The organism is Paraburkholderia sp. BL10I2N1 (assembly GCF_004361815.1).
Lineage (GTDB): Bacteria > Pseudomonadota > Gammaproteobacteria > Burkholderiales > Burkholderiaceae > Paraburkholderia.
Window position 1 is genome coordinate 1,452,488 of the sequence record NZ_SNWA01000002.1, and the last position, 21,959, is coordinate 1,474,446.

Below are 21,959 nucleotides of genomic sequence, written 5' to 3' on the forward strand. Positions count from 1 at the left end.
CGCTTCCGCCGACATGAGAATGGCAGGAAAGCGATAGCGGATTCAACCGGTGGATGCAATAGTTTGGTTAAACCGCTCGGCTGGCGTTTCGTAGTTCAGTGTCTTCCTCGGACGTTCATTGAGGCGTCTCGCCACAGCATTGAGTTTGACCTGTGAATACACCGACAGGTCGGTACCTTTCGGGAAGTACTGCCTCAACAGTCCATTCGTGTTCTCGTTCGAACCACGCTGCCAGGGATGTTGTGGATCGCAGAAGTAGACGGCAATGTCAGTGGCAACAGTAAAGCGTTTGTGGCTGGCCATTTCCGTGCCGCGATCCCAGGTTAGCGATTTGTAGAGTTCCTGCGGCAATTTGCAGGCATGTTTGATTAGCGCATTGGCAACCGCCTCGCTGTCCTTGCTCGCAATCTTCACCAGCATGACATAGCGTGTCTGGCGTTCGACGAGCGTCGCAATCTGGCTGCTCCCGCTGCCGCAAAGCAGGTCACCTTCCCAATGTCCCGGCACTGCGCGGTCCTCGATCGTGGCTGGACGTTCGCTGATCGACACTGCGTCGCGGATCCTGCCGTGGTCGCCCGTCTTCTGCGTGTAATGGCGGGAACGCCGCATGACCCGGGTACGCCGCAAATGGTCCAGCAATTCCTTCTTCAAGGCACCACGGGCCTGGATGAAGAGACTGCGGTAGATGGTCTCGTGTGACACGTGGTAATCCTCGTTGTCCGGGTACGCGCGCCTGAGCCATCCGGCGATCTGCTCGGGCGACCACTCCAGTTGAAGTTTGTCTGCCACGATGCGTGCCAACATCCGGTGTTCGACCAGCTTGCAGAGTTTGGGCCGCTGCGCCCGATCCCAGGCAAGCTGATCGGCGTGGCTTGCCCGATAACCATCCTGTCCACTGTTGCGCTTGATCTCACGACAGATGGTAGAGGGAGCTCGCGAAAGCCGACTGGCGATGGACTGGATCGAATCGCCAGCACCAAGCGCTCTCGATATCTCCTCCCGCTCGGCTAATGTTAGCGCTAGCCGCGAACGATGTCGCTGTGCCGGCCGGATTCCACCGGTTTCGCCGATAATCCGCTGCACGGACGAGTGAGGGCGATCAAAAGGCTGGGCAATATGCTGGAGAGACTCACCCTTCCGCCAGCGCTCCCACATCAGCGCTTTCTGCTTCTCGCTATAGTAAATCCGGCGTCGCTGTTTCATTTGCAACACTCCCGCTGCTTATGCAGCGCTCATTGTGTTGCATCGACCGGTTGAATCCGCAGCAATGAATTCCGGCTTGAGCTGGTTGTTGAAGGCATTGACAGCACCACACGCTTACCGTCGAAACGGTTGTGCGCGACGAAATTCCAGATCGGCGGCTGCGGGGTTGGAGAGCTAAATGTGCGAACCGATAGAGAGCGTATCGAGTTTGCTCAGATCGATGAGGCGGTCCGAGATGGCATTGTCTTCACCGCGGGTATCTTGATGGCCTTCACACCTCCCGGGGCCGGGCCGTAGCCGCGCACTCCGAGAGCGAACAGCCGCGCATTCAGCCACCGCACCATGTGGTGGTCGGCCAACGCTGTATTGCCCGACCACGGAAAGAACACAACCGCCGTCCCATGCGGTCCTGGCTGCGCAGTTGCGGGTGAGGTTCACATTCCGCGCCTTGTACGCCTGGTGGCTTTCTATCCAGGTGACATTCACTGGAGCGACGGCTGCTACGATGACGGCGAGCGCCTGAGCACCACCAATCCAGTGGAGCAAAGTTGACAATGGCACAACCATGAACCGGTGACCTCACACGAAGTAGGGCTTGTCGCCATCCGTGTTCGGCTTGCTGATACCGACGTTTCCGCAGCGATGAAGGTCTGGCGAGCGGATGATCTTCACGATCAGATCGGCGACACTCCTGCGCGATACGACGGTTCCCTTGAACGGCTCATGCCGCTGCGTCAGCTCGTAGTCCGCCTCGTCCAGGTCGGTCAACCAGGCGGGACGAACGATGGTGTAATCCAGTCCCGAGGCCTCGATGGCATCGGCGGCGCGGGGATAAGGCTTCAAGTCCTCGCCGATGGTGGCGTTATTCCATTCGCCAAATTTGCCTAGAACCTCGGCATAAATGCCAAGCGACAGCACAAAGACCAGCCTCCCGATACCAGACTCCTTCATCCCCGCGATGATCGCCGCTGCCTGGGTGTCGATATCGCCAGCCAGATTGGCATAGACGATGTCCTTGCCGGCCATGGCCGCTTTCAGTTTCGCGGTATCGAGCACATCGCCTTCAATGATGCGGGGGGTTCCTCGGCGACCTTCACCGACGAGCCTCGCACGGTCTCGTAGATCAGAGCCACGCCGCGCGCGGCAACAATTCCTGGATCACGCGCAGGCTGAGAGGAAATGCAAGTACGCGCGCACCGCATAGGTGATCACGTCCGACGGCATCGGGTAATCGTCATGGACGATGGCACTGGTGGCAGGTGCGTTGCGTCGCACAGCGGTTCGGCTCCTTCATGAGATTGCCGCCGCATTCGAACGACCTTAAGCATCGGGGCGTCCCCGCCACGCTGCGCATATGCGACGTCCCCATGTAACGGTGCCAATCAGCGACCGCGACCTTTTGAGAACAGACTCCGAGTGTCAACGTACGGAACGATCTGAAGCGGTGAATTGACGCTGCGATTTTCAAACGGCTTTAATGCCTACCCAAGACGATATGAATTGAGAGGGAGACGGCGGTCATTTGCGAAATCCGTTCCGCACCGGGTTCGAGATCACCTCGGCGCCTCGCGCAGCGGCTCGAACAAGCTGGTGCGTCGATCAGCATCGACATAACGACATGCCGCGCGCACATGCATCGGATTGCGATTCGTTCCTCGACGCGGACGATCTGGAATTGACGACCCAGAAAGACAGATGGGATGGGACTTAGGGTAAACGCTTCGCATAACTAGTAAATTCTGGAGGAGACAAACATTATGAAAGCGCTTCTGAAAAAGGCAAAGAGGCGAGTGCTACTTCGTCGCGCTCGGGGGAGCACGGCGTTTCTCGCAACCATACCGGCCTTATTGATCTTTCTCGACCACCCGTGTGACGCACACGCCGCGGACACGGCTGTGACCGCGGTCTCCGCATCGGATACGGCTCCGGTGTCAGCCTCCGCTTCGGACGCGACGACTTCGACTTCGACTTCGACCTCGGCTGCGGCTGCGGGTGCGGCGACGAGCCAGACGCAGGCCACGACGGGCTCGATGTTCGCCGGCCTCGCCGGCCTGCGGAACAACCTGACACTCGGCGGTTTCGTGCGCACGTGGGCGTCGCTCAATCTGCAGAACCACCCGGAAACGCCGACCAACTCCGCCGGCGATCTGCAGATGCTGCGTAGCTCGCTCGAGCTCGATGCCGGCCTGAAGACCGGCCCGTTCAAGTGGACGGCGATCGGCCGCTTCGACCGCGAAGTCCTGACGTCGTACCAGAAGGAGTTGCAGGAGCTTGCGCGTCAGCACACACCTGGCGGCCCGGGCAGCAGCCTGCTTTCGCAGTACGATCAGAACGAGCTCCGTGAATTCTACGTCGACACGGACATCGGCGACCGTGTGCATCTGCGTTTGGGCAAGCAGCAGATCGTCTGGGGTGAAACGGACTTCTTTCACCCGACCGATCTGATTCAAGGCTACGATTATCGGTGGCGCTCGTTCCTCGAGCCAGAAAGCGACGAGCTGAGAAAGCCGCTAATCATGGCGAACGCGAACATCAGCGTGCCCGAGGCCAACGGCGACCTGCAACTCGTGATTCGGCCGGGCCTCGATCGCAAACGCGACATCGGCAATTCCTACGATCTCTATGGCGGCCGCTGGATGCCGCAGCCATTCAAGGGCGTCGATTTCCTGTCCGGCATCACGTTCTACGATTACGACCATCCGTACGGCAAAGCCAGCTCGGTGACGGGCGGCGCCCGCTGGACCGGCATGGCGGGCCCGCTGAATTACGCGTTCTCGTATTTGCGCACGTTCACGCCGGATCCCGTGCTGAATCCGGCCGCCAATCCGATCGGCAAGGCGCCCTCGGGCGCCCTTGGCGACTGGTTCTTCCCGACGATCAACGTGTTCGACGCGAGCGTCAACGGCGAGATCCCAGGCATCGGCACGATCGCGAACTTCGAAATCGCGTATCAGCCGAACCGCTACTTCAACACCGGCACCAATCTACCGGTCGGTACCCAAGGCACCGGGCCAGTTGTCAGAAAGGACGTCGTTCTGACGACGATTCGTCTCGATCAGAAACTGAGCCTCCAATCGCTGCTCGGAACGAACGCACCGTCACTGCTTTCGTTCCAGATGTTCGACACGTGGATCCAGCACTTCAGGTCGAGCGACAACATCGTCGCGCAGGTCGGCTGGAGCGCGCCGGCGAAGCGGCACGACACGATCCTGACATCGTTCATCACGCTGAACTACATGAGCAGCCGCCTGAATCCGCAACTCGCGGGTGGCGTCGACGTCAGTACCGGCGATGCGTTCGTGATCCCGAGCGTTGCGTTCCAGTACGGCAATCACTGGCGCTTCCTCGTCGAGGCCGACATATTTCTCGCGAAGCATCCGCGCAGCTCGCCCGCTCAGCCCGGCCAGAGCACCTACGCGCTGGCCGGATTCGCGAACAACGACCAGTTGATGTTCCGAGCAACGTACCAGTTCTAACCTACCCGAACAAAATCGGAGACGAATCATCATGAAGAAATCCATTAAACGGCCGATGACTTCCTGTATCGCCGCACTGATCGCCACGACGTTCGTCGCGACGGGCTCGTCGGCGCTCGCGGCCGAGTTGCCGGCGGGCACGGTCATCAGCAAGGCAAACCTCGATCAGATCAAGAACGACACGTTCGAAGGCCACACAATCGAGAGCCTGCTCACTGACCGGATGGCCTGGGAAATTCGCAACTCGAACGTCAAAATTCCGCTGGCGAAACAGGACACGTCAGTCGATCCGACTTGGACGGAAGCGACGCAAAAATATTCCGCCAGCGTCAAATACGATCCGAAGACTCGCACGGTCACCGGCTACAAGGCGGGCGCGCCGTTCCCGACGATCAGCGAAAGCGACCCGGATGCCGGCGAAAAGGTCATGTGGGATTACTACTATGGCTCGCCAGTCTATCCGCGCGACTTCTACGCGCACACCGTGTTCGTAACGTTCAACTCCGGCGGCTACGAGGCGTCGCAGGACTGGGTGTTCGACCGCCTGCGTAATCGCGGCCGCCTGGGCGGCGCACCGACGGTCGACAACGACGACTGGATCACGAAGACGATCTTCGTCGCGACGTCGCCGCAAGACATCAAGGGCACCGGCACGTTCACGACGCGCTACGACGTTAACGGCAAGCTCGAAGACCAGTTCGTGTACATCAAGTCGGCACGCCGCGTGCGCCGCCTGTCCGGCAACGCATGGATGGATCCCGTCGGCGGCTTCGACTTCCTCGACGACGACATCTACGTGTACAACGCACGCCCGTCGCAATACGTGAGCAACAAGCTAATCGGCAAGCGCTGGATTCTCGCTAGCCTCGATACGAAGCTGCAACGCGATTCGTCGAAGTCGGGGACGGCAGGCGAGTTTCCGAGCATCGACTCGAAGGAAGCGCCGTACTGGAACGTCATCACACCCATGACACCGCGCGAAGTCTACGTGGTCGAAGCGACTCCGCCGGTCGAGCACCCGTACGGCAAGAAGGTGGTGTACGTCGACGCGCAGCTGTTTCTCGCGTATCGCGGTGAAGTGTACGACAAGAAGGGCGAACCGTGGCGCACCTTCACGCAGCGCGAAGGGGTGGTGGTCGGCAAGTCGGGCATCAAGTACTTCTCGCCGCCAATCGGCACTTTCGTCGACTACAAGGCGCATCACGCGACCGACTACTTCATCGTAGATCCGGTGTTTGATCGCGGCCGCGGCGAAAGCGATTACACGCCCAACGTGCTGGAGTCCTACCAGTAACGCCGGGAATCTGGAATCACCGTTGTTATCCGGAGCAAGTGAATGATGGTTATGCGACGTTTGTATCGTCTCGCCGGTTCGGCCTCACCGTTCGTCATCATCGGAGGGCTGTTCTACGCGGGGTTCTTCATCAAGCCCGAGCCGAAGGGCGACGCCGTCACACGGCCCGCCTTCGAACGAAGCGACCGCCTATACGGGACCGCGGTTCAACCCGACGGCAAGATCTGGCTCGTGGGTAACAACGGGAAGATTCTCGACAGCACGGATGCCGCCCACACCTGGCAATACGCGACCGACCCGGTACGCGTCGCGCTGCAGGACGTAGCGGTATGGGATGACCGGCGCGCGATCGCCGTCGGCGACGACGGCGTCGCACTGATCACCGACGACGGCGGCAAGTCGTGGAAGCCCGTCGATACGCCGAAATCCAAGATCGCCAACAAGCTGATGCGGGTCAAGACCGAGCCCGACGGGCACGCGATCGCCGTCGGCGAGGGCGGAGTCATCGTGATGTCGAGCGATTACGGCCAGCACTGGGTCGCGGTGCGGCCGGAAGAGGACGAGGCCTGGAACGACGTTGACTTGCGGGACGGGCACGGCTGGATTGTCGGGGAACGCGGTCGCATCCTGCTGTCGAGCGACAACGGCCGGTCGTGGCGCGAGGTCACGAGTCCGCTCAAGAGCAGCCTGATGTCCGTGTCGTTCAAGGATCAGACCGACGGAGTGGCCGTCGGTCTGAACGGCGTGATTCTCGCGTCTCACGACGGCGGCCAGACGTGGCGGCAAAAGCCGTTCCAGTCGCCCGATCAAGCCGAAGCCGGCGGATCGACGCGGACGCCGGACGGATCGACGACGCTTTACGAGCGCGGCAGGACGGAGCATCTGCTGTGCGTGGTCTGGGACGGCAAGCGGTGGATCGCGGCCGGCACGAAAGGCGTCATTGCGGTCGGCGATGCCGATGGCGACCACTGGCGCGGGACGCGCCTGACGCCCGACGACCGACACTGGTATACGGCAATCGTGCCCTATCGCGGCCGGTATCTGCTATCCGGCAGTCGCTTCGTTTCGTTCCCGATGAACGGTCTGAAATCTGTGGCCGTGTCCGATAAAGCTGGAGAGCATGCATGAAAGACGAAGCCTTTTCCAAGCTAGAGAGGTTTGTGGCGTTCTGTCTGCGCCGCCGCCTCGCGGTGACCGTTCTCTATGTGGTCCTGACGACGCTGATGGCGCTCTTTGCGTCTCGGATCGAGATCAGGACCGTCTTCGACGATCTGCTGCCGCGCGCGCACGAATACGTGAAGGTGCACGAGCGTTTCAAGGAGCAGTTCGGCGGATCGAACGTCGTTAGCATCATGGTCGAGACCGACCACGGCACTATCTTCCAGAAGAACGTGCTCGACAAGATCAAGAAGATCACGACGGATCTGGCGCTCGTGCATGGCGTCAATCCGATGCAGATCATCTCGATCGCGTCGCCGAAGCTCAAGGCGATCCGCGGCTCGACCGACTCGATCGAATCGAAGCCCGTGATGTTCCCGGACGTGCCGCAGACGCAGGCGGCCCTCGACGAGTTGAAGGCATCCGTCCTCAACAATCCGCTCGTCTACGGCACATACGTTTCCCAGGATCTGAAGGCCGCGCTGATCACCGTCGACTTCTACGAGAGCGAACTCGACTACAAGCAGATCTACGATCAGCTATACAAGCTGACGAACTCGTTGCACGGCGGCGGCGTCAAGGTGAGCCTCGTCGGCGAGCCGATCCTGTTCGGCTGGGTCACGCACTACGTGCCGGAGACGCTGAAGATCTTCCTGATGACGATCGCATTCCTCGCCACGCTGCTGTTCGTCATCATGCGGACGTGGCGCGGCACGATACTGCCGTTGCTGGCCGGCACGACGAGCGCAATCTGGGCGCTCGGCTCGGCAACGCTGTTCGGCTTCAACTTCGATCCGCTCGTGATCGTGATCGCGTTCCTGATCACCGCGCGCTCGATCTCGCATTCCGTTCAACTCGTTTCGAGATTCGGCGACGAAGTCGCGTCCGGCATCGACTCGAGCCAGGCGGCCGCACACTCTGCGATGTTGCAGCTCTTCAAGCCCGGCATGCTCGGCGTGATAGCGGATGCGGGCTGCATGATCGTCGTCGTGCTCACGCCGATTCCGCTGATGCAGAAGGTAGCGGTCGTCGGCACGATCTGGGTCCTCACGATTGCAGTCACCGCGTGCCTGATGACGCCGATCCTACTATCGTGGGTTCGTAAGCCGCAAGGTCACGTTCATCCGTTCGACGTGCTGCCGCTGTTCGATCGCGTGCTCGATCTGTGCGTGTCGGTCGCTACGTCGAAACTTCGCTACGGGATTATCGGCCTGGCCGCGATCGTCTTCGTGGTGTCGGGCGTCTATGCGTTCAATCTGCATGTAGGCGATGCGGACGCCGGCTCGCCGATCCTGTGGCAGAACTCACGCTATAACGTCGACTCGGCCGCGATCAACGGAAAGTTCCAAGGCACCGATCGCATGTACGCTGTGTTCGACGGCGACCGCCCGGACGCAATCAAGGAGCCCTCGGTTCTGCGGAGCATGGAGGCGATGCAGCGCTACATGGGCGCGCAGCCGGAGATCGGCGGCAGCCTGTCGATCGCTGACGTGCTGCCGGCCGTGAAACAGATCCTGCACGAGGACAGCCCGCGCTATCACGAACTCGGCAAGACCCGCGACGAGGACGGAGAGCTGATCTATATGTGGGGCCCCGATTCCGGAGAAGCAGGACGCTACATGGATCCGCAGGCGCGCAACGGGTCGGTCACGTTCTACTTCAAGGATCATCGCGGCAATACGATCCGGACCGCCATGCAACGCCTGAAGGAATTCATCGCGGATAATCCGGTGCAGCACGGCAAGTATCTGCTGGCCGGCGGGATAATCGGCGTCACTGCCGCGGTGAACGAAGTGATTCTGTCCGGCCAGATCGAAAGCGTCGCGCTCGCGCTGCTCTGGCTAGTGATCTGCTGCACGGTCGCATATCGCACGCCGCGTGCCGGGATCTTCTTCATGATCCCCGTGATGCTGTCGAACACGGTAACGTTCAGCTTCATGGCATGGAAAGGCATCGGCATGACGCTCAGCACGCTGCCGGTCGCCGCGCTCGGGATCGGCCTCGGCGTCGACTACGCGTTCTATGTGGTCGACGGAATCCGCGAGGAATTGCATCATCACAACGACCTGAAGCGTGCGATCGAGCACGCGATCCGCACGGCGGGCAAAGGCGTGCTGATTACCGCGCTGACGCTGACGGCCGCGGTCGGACTCTGGTCGATGTCGTCCCTGCGCTTCCAGGCCGAGATGAGCCTGCTGATGGGAATCTGGCTGTTCGTGTCGGCGTTCAGTGCGCTGTTCATCATGCCGGCGCTCGTCTACGTGTTCAGGCCTGAATTCGTCGTCGGCAAACCGGAGACCGGGACAGAGACGGAAGGGCGCGGCACCGACGTGGACGACCGGATGCTAGGCCGAGCAAAACTGAAACGCGTGTAAGCGCGTTGGTCGCGGCGTAGTCCATGCGGTTACGGCCCGGGACGCGTCCGCACCCAATCCTCGCGCGCGTGATTCGCACCGCTGCCCGTGCTTCAAGGCCGTGCCCGACGGTAGCTTGCCAAGCGTCATCGGTAAGCCGAAACGGTAAGTTTCAGTTTCGCTACTGACCACTGTCCCCGCCCACCTGCTCTTATGGCTTGCGCGTGCCGGACGCTTCTGCAACATTGCAAGCGCAACGAGACCTCCGCTGCCGCCAGCGGAATGTCGTCGAGGTATGGCGGGCTCGTTAACTTCAGTAGGACTTGGGCAAACCCAGCACTTTTTCGGCTATAAAGCACATGATCATTTGGGGACTCACGGGCGCCAGCCGAGGGATTATGCACTCCCGAAGGTATCGCTCGACATGGTATTCCTTCGCATACCCCATTCCGCCCAACGTAGCGATCGCTGTCTGGCAGGACTGGAACGCCGCCTCAGCAGCGAGATATTTGGCGCTGTTCGCCTCCGCACCGCAGGGCTTCCCTGCGTCGTACAGGGTCGCGGCCTTCAACACCATCAGGTTGGCCGCCTCCAGTTGCATCCACGCTTGTGCAAGGGGATGCTGAATTGCCTGGTTTTGCCCGATTGGACGACCGAATACAACACGCTCCTTTGCGTACTGAGTAGCGCGCCGCAACGCTGCTTGCCCTAGACCAATGGCTTCTGCTGCAATCAGGATGCGTTCGGGGTTGAGCCCGTGCAGCAAGTATTTGAAGCCTTGTCCCTCGATGCCGATCAAGTCCGCCTTCGGAACCCGCAATCCGTCGATGAACAACATATTGGAATCGACGGCCTTGCGGCCCATCTTTTCGATTTCCCGAACCTCCACACGACTGCGGTCGAGGTCGGTGTAAAAGAGACTCAACCCGTCAGTCGGTTTCGCGAGCTGATCGAGCGGGGTCGTACGCGCAATGATCAACATCTTGTTAGCCACCTGGGCGGTCGAAATCCAGATCTTTCTTCCCGTGATGACGTAGTGATCGCCGTCTCGCACTGCTTGAGTCTTCAGGTGGGTTGTATCAAGTCCGGCGTCCGGTTCTGTGACTGCGAAACAGGCTTTGTCCTCTCCTTTAATGAGCGGAGACAGGAATCTTTGTTTCTGCTCGTCGGTTCCGAACACCTGGACCGGGTTAAGACCAAAAATATTGATGTGTACGGCCGAAGCTCCCGATAGGCCCGCCCCCGACGCGCTAATAGTTCGCATCATTACGGCCGCTTCCGTCATGCCCAGTCCCGCACCGCCGTAGTCGGGGGACATGGCAATGCCGAGCCAACCGTTTTCCGCCAGCGTTCGGTAAAACTCATGAGGGAAGCCGCCGTTGCGATCGCGCTCCAGCCAGTATTCGTCGTCGAATTCCTCACAGATCTTTTCGATCGATGACTGAATTGACAACTGATCTTCGTTAAGATCGAAGTTCATAAACTAAAACTCCTTGGATCGTGTCGTGGCCGTTCACGTGCGGCCCGCTTGAAATGTCATTCGTTATCTGGACGGCAACCAGTCTGCGTCAGCGCACACCACTGACAGGTCGATTGTGCGGAGCGTCAGTCGCGTTGATATTCTCGTCTGCGAAAGTTCGTGGTCGCTGGTGTGCGACATCGATTTGCTGCCCTGAGCATGCGGCGAGGAGCCTTTCTGCGAGCCTCATGTGCGGTCGGTCCAGCATCTGCCCGTCTAGCGTTGCAACGCCGCTTCCATCATTGAATGCACTGATGACTCGGTGTGCCCACCGGAGCTCTTCGTCGGACGGCGTGAACACGTCATTGATCGGGAGGACCTGAGAAGGATGAATGGCAGCCTTCGCTGCAAATCCGTCTTGCTTGGCTTCCAGCGCCTCGCTTTCGACGACCCGCAAATCCGCAATCTCCGCTGAGATTGCATCGATTGCTGGTACGCCCGCGTTCGCCGCCGCGATCAGGCAGAGCGATCGCGCATGCGCAATCGCCCCTGTCCAGCGCCCGCTCGATTTTCGGCGCCTCGCGCCTATGTCGGCCGAGAGATCCTCGGCCCCCCACATCAGGCCCATGAGTCGAGGCGACGCGTTCTTGTAGGACCCAAATTCAAAGAGTGATGAAGCGGTCTCCGTGACGATGGGGAGAATCCTTGTCGGTGATCCCGTCCGGCTATTGACCGCATCAAAGACGTCCAGGTAGTAGCTAAGACATCGAACGTCCTCACCGCTTATGGACTTCGGCAGGACGATACCATCGGGCCGATGCTGCATGACCGCTGCGAGGTCATTCACTGTCATCCCCGAAGTCAGATCGTTAACCCGAACATACACGTGCTTGTCGATTCGCCCCCGGTGCTGCAAAAGAAATCTGTGCAGGCAAGACCTTGCCCCGGCCTTCCTGCTAGTGGCAACAGAATCTTCCAGGTCGAAAATCAACGCGTCGGACGCGCTTGCGAGAGATTTTTCGAGTTTTCGTTCGCTGTCGGCCGGCACAAACATAAATGAGCGAATCATTCCGCTTTCCTTCGCATCATCGCAGTGCGAACGCATCGACACACTGCGTCCCCTGTCTGTTTGACCGCCACATGCTCGAACTCGACCAGTCCGGCGTTGGGCCGGGATTTACTTTCGCGCGTATCGAGCACAGTGGTCCGTGCCCGGATTGTGTCGCCGTGAAATACCGGATTTGGAAACGTCACCTCGCGCATTCCCAGATTGCCAACGGTCGTTCCGATCGTCGTGTCGTTGACCGTCATGCCAATGAGCAGCCCCAGTGTAAAAAGGCTGTTGACCAAGGGCTTACCGAACTCTGTCTTCGCCGCGAAGTCTGAATCGATGTGTAGCGGTTGGACGTTTAGCGTCAGACAACTGAAAAGAACGTTGTCCATTTCGGTCACGGTGCGAGACCACGCATGCTCGAACACCCGGCCGACTTCGAACTCTTCATAAAACAAACCTGCCATCATCCGATCCCCAGGTTGCTCGGCCTCTTCGAAAAAGCGAGGCAGCACGAGAAAACTCTTGATCCGACGCGTCTCGCGCCCCGGAAGGCCCCGAAACCCATTAATGGTCGGGAACACGCGCGCGAGGCACTCGTCCCTGCTTCGCTTCTCACCGATCGCCTACAAATGGTGCATTTGCATCACGGTTCTTACAAAGGATAGCCTCTTGCTGTTCAAAACAGCGTACCAATGCACTACGGCTGAGTCCAGAATCTCGCAGCGATTTTCAGGCCAAGGTGCTTGTCATCTATCGCAAAAATCCGGCCAACCCGCGCGTCGCCGATGCGCAGCTTTCGCTCCAACCACCCGCGAAAAAGAAGATGGCGGCCGCGCATCGCCCGCATCATAAGCGAGCTCGTCCGACGTCATTATTGCGCCGCAATAATCTGCCGCAACCGGAAGTTGCGCGCGCATCGCAATTTTGCCCGGCCGAAGCGGCAGTCTCCGCCGCTATCGACGTCCGTCAGCGATATCGCGGCAGCGATACGGCGCGAGCTCGGACAGGGCCGTACGAATGCGACAAGGAGCGTCTGACGCGCAAGCATTCGTGTCAGGACGCGCGCACGTCTAAAGACGACCCCCACCATTTGTCATGCTTCAAGCGATGTCCCTGCCCGATGCGTCGTCTGGACTGCCCGCGCCGCCTACGACGGCTCGGCTTATAGGGAGAGTCCCCGTTGACAAGGAGCGGTGATGAAGGTCTGCTGTCGAAATGAAATGCAAGTCGGAGCGGGAACGTTTCCATTCGCGACTGCGCTTCATCGACAAGGAATCTCTTCAATATGGACATCCAGGCTGGATGATGGACGACTTCACGCGGATCCAAACGTTTATCAAAGTGGTCGAAGCCGGCAGTTTTTCGGCGGCCGCCCGTTGCACCGACTCCTCCATCAGTGCTGTCGCAAGACAAGTCCAGTCGCTTGAAGAAGAGCTTTGCATACGGCTTCTTAACCGCAGCACACGCAGTTTGTCGCTGACCGAGCCCGGCAGAATATTCTTTGAGCGCGTTCGAACCATCTCGAAAGACCTGAGCAACGCGAAATCAGAAGCTACGTCTTTCCAGGAAAGCGTCAAGGGAGTCCTGAGAGTATCCTTGAGAGTCTCAACGGGCACCACGATTATCGTTCCCGCCCTCCCCCGTCTTGTCGATCAGTACCCGGAGTTGGGTTTCGATATCTCGTTGACGGATGAGCGACCCGATCTTATAGCAAACAATATAGACGTCGCTGTCTGGATGGGCCATATACCGGACACGGAAATTGTCGCGAGGCGCCTGACTCGTAGTGAACGGATCGTCTGTGCCTCGCCCAGCTACTTTGAGCGCCACGGCGTTCCCACGACACCAGAAGACCTGCGCCACCATAATTGCTTGCTCTACGCAGCGCGCTCTTACGGCAACATATGGGAGTTCACAAAGGACGACACGCGGGAAGATATCGAGGTCAACGGCAATCTTCGATCGGACAATGGTCTGGTGCTGATTTCCGCGGCTATAGCAGGCATCGGTATCCTCGTAGCGCAGGAATGGACGGTTCGGCTTCCAGTATCTCGAGGTGAACTTGCCAGGATGATGGGCGATTATACCGTGCGACCACGAGCAGAGGATTCCGAATTGTACGTCGTATATCCGAACAGCCGCGGTCTTTCACGCAAGGTTCGGATCTTTGTCGACTTTCTTGTCCATCTGTTCAAAGGGGCGGATTCTTTAGCCGAAGCTCCTCGCTTGTTGGCCGACGGTCCGCCAAATTGAGTCGATAGCGAATCCAAATAGTTACTCATCCGCAAGCGTATTGATCTGAGAAGCGCCTCTGCAACGGGTAACAAAGCGAACCTCCTATCAGCCGGCCGACTCCATCGCCCTTGAGGAATGCTTGCAGCCCAGAAACGCCCATCTCCAGATTTGGGTTCATTCTTCACGTCCCCGGCGCCCTCCCCCAGCCTTGCCCTTACTGTAGCGCCTTTCACCGTGATCAGGTGGTATCTTCCAAGAATTGCTAACCGCGAAAGGTTCCAGCAGTTGGCTCGCCGTTGGCCAACACGGCGCGCGGTCAGAAAACCTTGTTTCCATCGCAAAATCGCGTAGTTGGCCTTCCATGGCGACGAAAAGGGTTCTACCCGACGAGCGAGAACACCGTCTTTTAGCGAGGCCTCCCATCACTGGATCGCGCTGGCGAGAACGATATTCCGGCCGACACTTCGATTCCTGATAAGAACCTTGCCGCATAGCGCAAAGGCCAATCGTCGATCATCTAGTAAGCTAGTCAGTACCGGCTTGGACAATAACTCACCGCTGAAAGTTCAGGTGATTGCATCGTCGGAACGGATGCATTTAATCGACTTGCGGAGGCGCGAGCCTGCTGCCAAAGAGAGCGTTCCGTTGCGTATTGTCTCGTTGCCGTCCAATTAAGGATATCAAAATGATTTGGAGACAACGTCCAGCTGCACCCGCTGGCGACACATCGACGTCCCTCTCAATGGACCGCTTGCATCTCCCCATGCGCGGTTGGAATCGATACTTTTGCCTGCCTTTTCGCGTCTCTCATTCTTCCTCGATTCGACTGTCTGCGTCCGCGCAGCACTTTTTTCTCTCCTCTGTCTACTCCGTAACGATAGGGAGATCGCGTCAAACTTATAAGTCAATGGAGATCAAGCATGAAAAAACGTCTTGCTGCGGGAGTATTGCTGGGTATGACAAGCAGTATTGCGTTGGCGCAAAGCAGCGTAACCCTCTACGGACTTATCGACGAGGGTTTTAACTTCAACAGCAATTCGGACGGGAAGCGTCAATACTATCTGTCGAGCGGCGAGTTGCAGGGATCCCGCTTCGGACTGCGTGGAAAAGAAGACCTTGGCGGCGGCATCTCGGCGATCTTCGTCGTTGAAAACGGGTATGACGTCAACACTGGCAAACTTGGACAAGGGGGCCTTATGTTCGGTCGACAAGCCTATGTAGGCTTGTCGAGCCCATACGGCACAGTGACGGCTGGCCGCCAATATGATTCAGTCGTGGATTACGTCGGCCCCCTGGGCGCAGCTGAGCAATGGGGTGGTTCGTTCCTCGCGCACCCTGGCGATACCGATAACTTCAACAACACCAATCGAACAAACAACGCCATCAAATACACGAGCGACAGCTTTGGTGGCCTCAGGTTCGGTGGAATGTATGCAGTCGGAGGTGTAGCTGGCAACGTTAGTCGCAATCAGATCTGGTCTCTCGGAGCCGGGTATTCAAACGGGCCATTGCAACTTGGCGTTGGATATCTCAACGTGCGCAATCCGAACACATCGTTCTATGGCGCCGGCGGTACAGTCGCAGCGACCGTTGGAGGTGTACCCGGTTCGAATTTCGGGTCATCGCCTGTTATTTCCGCGTATGCGTCGGCGCACACACAGCAAGTCATTGCCGCAGGGGCGGCATACACGCTGGGAGCAGCGACCATTGGAGCCACATATTCAAACGCAAAGTACATGTCACTCGGGGATAAATCATCAGGTCCCGTTCCGGCAAGCGGTATCAGTGGCACCGCCACCTTCAATAATGCCGAACTGAGCTTCAAATACCAAATCACGCCTGCATTTCTGGCTGGCGCATCTTACGTTTACTCGCGGAATAGTGGCGCCAACGGTGCAGATCATGCGACATACAACCAGGGTGGGCTCGGCATTGACTACTTCCTCTCTAAGCGGACGGACGTATACGCTCTGGCGATATATCAAAAGGCTAGCGGCACCGATTCCACAGGAAAGAGCGCTGTTGCGTCGATTAATACCGTCACACCTTCTACGTCCAATCACCAGGCGGTAATTCGAGTCGCGATTCGGCACAAGTTCTAACAACGAGGGGCTAATATTCGGACAGAAGGTTCGCGCGCCTGGGCGACGCGGTCGATTAGCTTCTTTACCCCATAGGCGGCTTTGCATCGTGGACAAAGAACCTTGTCGGCTCATGGACGGCCCACCCCGACAGCAGGCGCCTAGAATCGAAGCGTGGTTGTTGTCTTAAGCCGCAGAAGCGCAGCGGTCTCTTAACAGCTAACGTCTTCTCCCGAAATATCTCAGAGAAATCGACTTCTTTCCATATGAAAGGACGGAATACCAATGACTAGTGTGTATGTGGTGGGCGTCGGAATGACGAACCTTGGGAAGTTCGTGGACAAGTCGGTCAAAGATCTCGTTCGCGAAGCGGTCAATTTAGCACTGCGGGACGCCCAGATAGAACTCGCAGACGTGCAGGGCGCGTGGTTTACCAACGCTCGTCAAGGTCAAATGGAGGGACAAAATTCTATCCGTGGCCAATGCGCCTTGAAGGCTATTGGAGTCCAAACCATTCCCATTATCAATGTGGAGAACGCATGTGCCAGCGGGAGCACGGCTTTCAACCAAGCCATGATGAGCATCTTGGCCGGCCAGCATGACGTCGTGCTCGCTGTGGGTGCGGATAAGCTCTTTTATCCCGACAAAAAGGAAGCAATGTTCAAGGCGTTCAATGGCGGAACGGATGTTCATCTCGTCAACGAGACGTTTGAGCGCCTGGCAAATCTCGGCAAGTCGGCTGTGCCGCCCGGGGTGGAAGACGACATGCGAATCGGCGCACCCGGACGCAGCTTTTTTATGGATATTTACGCCGGCCTGACGCGTCAGCACATGGCAAAATTCGGTACCACTGCTGAGCAGATCGCCGCAATCGCCGCCAAAAATCACCGCCACTCGGTTCATAATCCGCGCGCTCAGTATCGCAAGCCTATGACGACCGAGGAGGTTCTGAACGATGCTCCTGTCGTGTGGCCCCTCACGCGCTCAATGTGCTCACCAATTAGCGACGGCGCCGCCGCCACTGTGCTGGTTAGTGAAAAGGCGCTGAAGCAACTCGGTTCACGCCGCGCGGTCAAGGTGGCGGCTTCTGTGATCGTAAGCAGCTCGGATCGTAATCCGGACGATTATGAACGCCACTCGGGACTGATCGCCGCACGCAAAGCTTATGAGCAAGCCAGTGTAGGCCCGGAAGACATGAGCCTTGCCGAACTACATGATGCAACGGCGTTTGCCGAGGTGTTGCAATCCGAAAACCTGGGGTTTTGCGCCCGTGGCGAAGGTGGACCGATGGGCCTTTCCGGTCAAACCTCACTGGGTGGCCGAATCCCGATCAATGTATCAGGTGGCCTCATCTCGAAGGGACATCCCATTGGTGGTACCGGGCTGGTGATGATCCACGACGTAGTGACACAACTTCGGGGTGAAGCGGGATCCGGGCAGGTGGCAGGCGCTCGCTTCGGCATCATCGAAAATGGGGGGGGATTGCTTGGCGTCGAAGATGCCGCCACGGCTGTTCACGTGCTCGGGCCTCTGATCAAGTAGCCAGCTCCGCGACCTGATATCGCTCCATTCGTCTAAGACCTAGTGACCCGTGCCACGAAAATTGGCGCGGTCAACCCACATGATATGTTGGTGTAAGCACGATTTGGCGGCCGACCCTCAAGGCCCGCCGTACCTGCCATGCGTGGAGTCCGGCTCCAGTACAGCGGCTGCTCTGGCAGCCACCTCTTCTGGCTGGAACAATTCGATCAAGAAGTCGATAAAAATCCTTACCTTCCGTGGAAGACCCCGATCAGTTGGACAAACATCATACAACTCCGAGTCTGCAGCGCGCGGACTGACGACATAATCATCCAACACCCGCGTCAGCTGACCTCCTAATATTTGGCGGCCGGACCATCCACTCGTGGACCATGGCAATGTCGGCGCCCGCCAACGCGGCGGAGAGTTAAGACCAGGCCATTGTCGGACCGCAGGTTCCCGTGGACAGCAACTTTCTGTCGTGCACCATCCTTCGAAAATCTCCATACATGGCCGTACGATCGCGCCGCATAGAGCAGGCAGACATGATCCCGTAGGTCGTCAGGTGTCTTCTGAGCGCCTCGTCGCCTAAAGTATTCTGGGGAGCCGCAAACAATGCGGCGGTTCGGACTAATAGGCCTTTCGACCAGCTCCGTATCGGGTATGTCGCCCGCCCAGATGGCCACGTCGTTATTGTTCGAAACGAGGTCTACCCGCTCGTCAGTCACCGAAATGTCAAAGCCCAGGTCCGGGTATCGCTGGAGCAGGCGAGGGAGTGCCGGTATGATGATCGTTGTGCCGGTCGCGACGCGCAATGATACCCTCGCCACCCCCTTTGCACTTTCCCGGAATGAAGCCGCCTCCGATTTGGCATTGCTAGCTGCCCGGCGATCGTGCTGACGCGGTCATGAAATGTTCGTCCCGGCTCAGTCAACGCCAGACTGGGAGTAGAACGATTCAGAAGCCTGATACCGAGTTCATCTTCGAGAGCACCTTTATAAACGTCTGGATTCGCGTGAACTCGTCCATTGCGAAACTGTTCTCCTGACACGACTATTGGACAGCCGTCATGCGTTGTCACGCGACGGCATATCGCGAAGACGCCGGCACGGCCTGCTAGGAGTGCTTCACCGCTGCAGTCGTTGACTCTTCCCCGCCCCTTGCATGCGACAAGCAGATCGAAACCGCGTACACGGCCCCACCAGCCAATAGCGTCGGCACGGCAAGCAGGCCAAACACATCTGCAGCCCGCCAGCCTAGTGTGAGGAGCTCACCGCCCAGGAACGCGCCCGCGACAGCGCCAGTTCTACCGACGCCAAGGACCCATGCAACGCCCGTCGCGCGCGCCTCGGTCGGATAGACTCTTGCCGGATAAGCAGATGTGGAAGTGGCCGCGCTCGTGAGGATCATCCCGCAAAGGAAAATCAGGATACCAAATAGCACCGGCGCGCTACCGACGCTCCGCCCCACGATGAATACCAGCAAGGCCGCCAGCACGTATGCGAACGTTATCGTGCGGTTCGCGTCGAAACGATCCATTAACCAGCCGGTAACGATGGTACCGATGACCCCGCCAAGCGGGAACAGGGACGTCACCAACGCACTGCGCTGCGCGTCGAACCCCGCATCATGAAAAAGCGTCGGCATCCAGTTGACGAGCAGGTAATAGACGATAAGCGTCAAAAAATATGCAGCCCAGAGCAGCAGCGTGCGGGGTAAATAGCGTGAGGACAATACGAGCGCAAGCGCCGCGCCGCGCGCGGGCTCGCTACGCTGGCTGGCAACAAACCTGTAGTTGTCGAATTGCTGTTGCGGCGCAATGCGCTTGAGGATGCGAGCGATCCGCGCATGCGTGTCCTGGCGCACCGCAAGGAATTGGGCTGATTCCGGCAACGCGACAGCGACCAGCAACGCGATCAGGCAGGGGCCGACGCCACCCGCGATCAACACGCTCTTCCAGCCTGCATGCGGTATGAGCCACGCCGACGCTGCGCCACCAACGACCATTCCGCATGAGAAACCGCAGATCATGCTGTTGACAACGACACCGCGTATGCGCTCCGGAGCGTATTCCGACGTGAGCGTTATTCCAGTCGGCATCGCGGCACCGAGGCCCAACCCCGTCAGGAAGCGGAACACAAGCAGCACGGTAATGGTATGTGCCTGTGCCGCCGCAAGGCTCCAGACACCAATAAATGCAATGGACAAGACGAGCACCGTCTTGCGGCCAACGCGGTCGGCCAACGGACCGGCGGCGAGCGCTCCGATCCCGACGCCGACCAGCGCCGCACTCATGACCGATCCCAGAGCGTCGCGTGCCACACCCCAATCGCGTATCAGCGCCGGCGCGATGTAGCCAATCGCCGCGTTGTCAAATCCGTCGGCCGCGAAGGCGAGAAAACATAGGGCCAGTATCAACCATTGGCAGGGCGAAAATCGCTCACCATCGATAAACGACTGAACATCAAGCGTTCGAACGGGCTGATTCATCTAGTGTCTCCTGTTTCACTTTTCGGTGCCGGGATTCATGGCATTTCCGCATGAACCCGGTCCTAAGCGATGTTTAGGTACGGGGAAGAAAGGTCGCGTTACCGGGTCTCAGAGCCATCATGCGTTGCCTCCCGATATTGCCATCGCCCGCGCTTCCCGACGAACGACTTTCCCCACCGGGCTGCGTGGCAGCGATTTGACGATTCTGATGTGCTTCGGCGTCTTCACGGACCCCACGCGCTCCTTGCAGAATGCGATGAGCTCATCCTCGGTGGCGGTCTGGCCGGCACGGAACTCCAGGGCGGCTTCGACGCGCTCGCCCCAGTGGTCGTCCGGTACCCCGAATACCACTACCTCAGACACAGCCGGATGCTGCGCGATCACAGCTTCCACATCAGACGGATAGACGTTAAACCCGCCGCTGATGACCACGTCGCGTATCCGGTCCTTGATGTACAGAAACCCGTCTTCGTCAATCAGGCCCAGGTCGCCCGTACAGAGCCAGCCGTCACGGATCGCCTTCGCCGATTCTTCCGGCATGTCAAGGTACCCGCTCATCAGGAGATCTCCGCGCGCACAGATCTCTCCCGGTTCATTGGGGCCGAGCCGCTTTCCCTCCTTGTCCAGGATCGCGACATCCACCAGAGGTGCGACTCGACCAACCGACGTGAGCCGCCTTTCGTTCGTGATGTCGCCCGCGCGCGCCGCGGACAGAATAAGGGGCGCTTCCGTCTGGCCATAAGCCGTTTCGATCACGGGACCAAACACCTGTAGCGCTTCGCGCAGACGGGCCGGCGATGCAGCTGCTCCGCCCCAGATAAGGTGGGCCAGGCGGGGCAGCTCGCGCGGCCGCGCCTTCTGCTCGTCGATCAGCTTGTAAAGGAGCGTCGGCGGAATCCAGGTGCTCGTCACGCGCTCGCGCTGCATAAGGTCGAGGAGGTGCCTCGGCGCCGCGTTGGATGTCAGCACCACACAGCCGCCCCTGGATAGCGTCGGCAGGATGAACGCCCCGGCGCCATGAGTCATCGGCGCCGCGCAAAGATAGCGATCGTTCGGCGTCAGCTCGAACGTCATCACGACCGCACTGACTAGCGCGTTGATGCACCTGAAAGACTGCAATACCCCCTTGGGCACGCCGGAGGAGCCTCCTGTAAATTTGATGGCGTTGATATCCGTGAGGCTGGCACTCCATTCGGCGCGTTGCCCCCGATACTTGCGTTCGAGCCGGGTCATGGCGCGCGCGTCGCCCAAGTCTGCATCGACGACCGACACACGGCGATCACCAGCGGTGAACTTGTCCAGATAGTCTCGATGAACGACGAGCACGTCCGGTTTGGCACGGCCGATCTGTGCATCGAGTTCGGGCTTGGCGTTACGTCCGTTAAGCGGCACGAGAATCGCTCCGCTGGCGTGGACCGCCATCAACGCTACCAGCATCTCGACACTGTTGGGGCCCAGCAGCGCGACAGTCGGCCGTGTTTTGCCCGCCAGGTCCTGTAGCCCTGCCGCGAAAGCATCACTTCGATCAATCAATTCCTTATAGGTCAGACGACTATCATCGTCGACCGCCGCCACGGAATCCGGGCAGGTGAGCGCCGAGTGGCGCAGGAAGTTTATGGGAAACATCAGTTATC

At 58.9% G+C, this 21,959-nt stretch carries 13 protein-coding genes and 1 pseudogene; 7 read left to right on the forward strand and 7 right to left on the reverse strand.

From position 1 onward, the window contains the following. Positions 1 to 42: 42 nt before the first annotated feature. Together B0G77_RS28610 and B0G77_RS28615 are read right to left on the reverse strand one after the other, a co-directional pair. On the reverse strand, positions 43 to 1,203 hold the full coding sequence (locus B0G77_RS28610; protein ID WP_133665291.1) for an IS30 family transposase: 1,161 nt from the start codon (positions 1,201 to 1,203) through the stop codon (positions 43 to 45). Between the two features lie 579 nt (positions 1,204 to 1,782). Beyond that, positions 1,783 to 2,280, reverse strand: a pseudogene (locus B0G77_RS28615) (NAD(P)H-binding protein); the annotation flags it as partial. 851 nt (positions 2,281 to 3,131) lie between these two features. On the opposite strand from B0G77_RS28615, the gene B0G77_RS28620 reads away from it, so the two are divergent. The 4 genes from B0G77_RS28620 to B0G77_RS28635 are packed head-to-tail and all read left to right on the forward strand — an operon-like array spanning position 3,132 to position 9,506. Continuing rightward, positions 3,132 to 4,679: a DUF1302 family protein gene (locus B0G77_RS28620; RefSeq protein WP_243751248.1), complete on the forward strand. Its 1,548-nt coding sequence runs from the start codon at positions 3,132 to 3,134 to the stop codon at positions 4,677 to 4,679. Positions 4,680 to 4,710: 31 nt separating this feature from the next. Next, on the forward strand, positions 4,711 to 5,973 hold the full coding sequence (locus B0G77_RS28625; RefSeq protein WP_133665293.1) for a DUF1329 domain-containing protein: 1,263 nt from the start codon (positions 4,711 to 4,713) through the stop codon (positions 5,971 to 5,973). A 42-nt stretch (positions 5,974 to 6,015) separates the two neighbouring features. Beyond that, positions 6,016 to 7,101 carry a YCF48-related protein gene (locus B0G77_RS28630; protein ID WP_243751249.1) on the forward strand — a complete coding sequence of 362 codons (1,086 nt, stop codon included), beginning with the start codon at positions 6,016 to 6,018 and terminating at the stop codon, positions 7,099 to 7,101. Beyond that, entirely contained in the window at positions 7,098 to 9,506 is a 2,409-nt protein-coding gene (locus B0G77_RS28635; RefSeq protein WP_133665294.1) for an efflux RND transporter permease subunit, read from the forward strand. Before B0G77_RS28630 ends, B0G77_RS28635 begins: the two co-directional genes overlap by 4 nt. A gap of 292 nt (positions 9,507 to 9,798) precedes the next feature. On the opposite strand, the gene B0G77_RS28640 is transcribed toward B0G77_RS28635, so the two are convergent. From B0G77_RS28640 to B0G77_RS28650, 3 genes are all read right to left on the reverse strand, one after another. Next, positions 9,799 to 10,965, reverse strand: coding sequence for an acyl-CoA dehydrogenase family protein (locus B0G77_RS28640; RefSeq protein WP_133665295.1), 1,167 nt, complete (start codon positions 10,963 to 10,965; stop codon positions 9,799 to 9,801). A gap of 88 nt (positions 10,966 to 11,053) precedes the next feature. After that, entirely contained in the window at positions 11,054 to 12,013 is a 960-nt protein-coding gene (locus tag B0G77_RS28645; RefSeq protein WP_243751250.1) for a CoA ester lyase, read from the reverse strand. Then, a complete protein-coding gene (locus B0G77_RS28650) occupies positions 12,010 to 12,507 on the reverse strand; it encodes a MaoC family dehydratase (protein WP_347814211.1) in 498 nt (165 codons plus the stop codon). Before B0G77_RS28650 ends, B0G77_RS28645 begins: the two co-directional genes overlap by 4 nt. 706 nt (positions 12,508 to 13,213) lie before the next feature. Here B0G77_RS28650 and B0G77_RS28655 point away from each other — a divergent pair. From B0G77_RS28655 to B0G77_RS28665, 3 genes are all read left to right on the forward strand, one after another. Then, on the forward strand, positions 13,214 to 14,251 hold the full coding sequence (locus B0G77_RS28655) for a LysR family transcriptional regulator (protein WP_133665297.1): 1,038 nt from the start codon (positions 13,214 to 13,216) through the stop codon (positions 14,249 to 14,251). 902 nt (positions 14,252 to 15,153) lie between these two features. Continuing rightward, positions 15,154 to 16,335, forward strand: a complete 1,182-nt coding sequence (locus tag B0G77_RS28660; RefSeq protein ID WP_133665298.1) for a porin — start codon at positions 15,154 to 15,156, stop codon at positions 16,333 to 16,335. Positions 16,336 to 16,599: 264 nt separating this feature from the next. After that, positions 16,600 to 17,856, forward strand: a complete 1,257-nt coding sequence (locus B0G77_RS28665; RefSeq protein WP_133665299.1) for a thiolase family protein — start codon at positions 16,600 to 16,602, stop codon at positions 17,854 to 17,856. Between the two features lie 1,095 nt (positions 17,857 to 18,951). Here the strand turns inward: B0G77_RS28665 and B0G77_RS28675 are convergent. Continuing rightward, on the reverse strand, positions 18,952 to 20,325 hold the full coding sequence (locus tag B0G77_RS28675; protein ID WP_133665301.1) for an MFS transporter: 1,374 nt from the start codon (positions 20,323 to 20,325) through the stop codon (positions 18,952 to 18,954). Between the two features lie 117 nt (positions 20,326 to 20,442). Next, positions 20,443 to 21,951: an AMP-binding protein gene (locus B0G77_RS28680; protein ID WP_133665302.1), complete on the reverse strand. Its 1,509-nt coding sequence runs from the start codon at positions 21,949 to 21,951 to the stop codon at positions 20,443 to 20,445. Positions 21,952 to 21,959 lie beyond the last annotated feature (8 nt).

Coding starts and splice junctions, on each gene's coding strand:
- B0G77_RS28610 (WP_133665291.1), bottom strand. CDS start 1,203: ATGAAACAGCGACGCCGGATTTACTATAGCGAGAAGCAGAAAGCGCTG.
- B0G77_RS28625 (WP_133665293.1), top strand. CDS start 4,711: ATGAAGAAATCCATTAAACGGCCGATGACTTCCTGTATCGCCGCACTG.
- B0G77_RS28630 (WP_243751249.1), top strand. CDS start 6,016: ATGATGGTTATGCGACGTTTGTATCGTCTCGCCGGTTCGGCCTCACCG.
- B0G77_RS28635 (WP_133665294.1), top strand. CDS start 7,098: ATGAAAGACGAAGCCTTTTCCAAGCTAGAGAGGTTTGTGGCGTTCTGT.
- B0G77_RS28640 (WP_133665295.1), bottom strand. CDS start 10,965: ATGAACTTCGATCTTAACGAAGATCAGTTGTCAATTCAGTCATCGATC.
- B0G77_RS28645 (WP_243751250.1), bottom strand. CDS start 12,013: ATGATTCGCTCATTTATGTTTGTGCCGGCCGACAGCGAACGAAAACTC.
- B0G77_RS28655 (WP_133665297.1), top strand. CDS start 13,214: ATGAAATGCAAGTCGGAGCGGGAACGTTTCCATTCGCGACTGCGCTTC.
- B0G77_RS28660 (WP_133665298.1), top strand. CDS start 15,154: ATGAAAAAACGTCTTGCTGCGGGAGTATTGCTGGGTATGACAAGCAGT.
- B0G77_RS28665 (WP_133665299.1), top strand. CDS start 16,600: ATGACTAGTGTGTATGTGGTGGGCGTCGGAATGACGAACCTTGGGAAG.
- B0G77_RS28675 (WP_133665301.1), bottom strand. CDS start 20,325: ATGAATCAGCCCGTTCGAACGCTTGATGTTCAGTCGTTTATCGATGGT.
- B0G77_RS28680 (WP_133665302.1), bottom strand. CDS start 21,951: ATGTTTCCCATAAACTTCCTGCGCCACTCGGCGCTCACCTGCCCGGAT.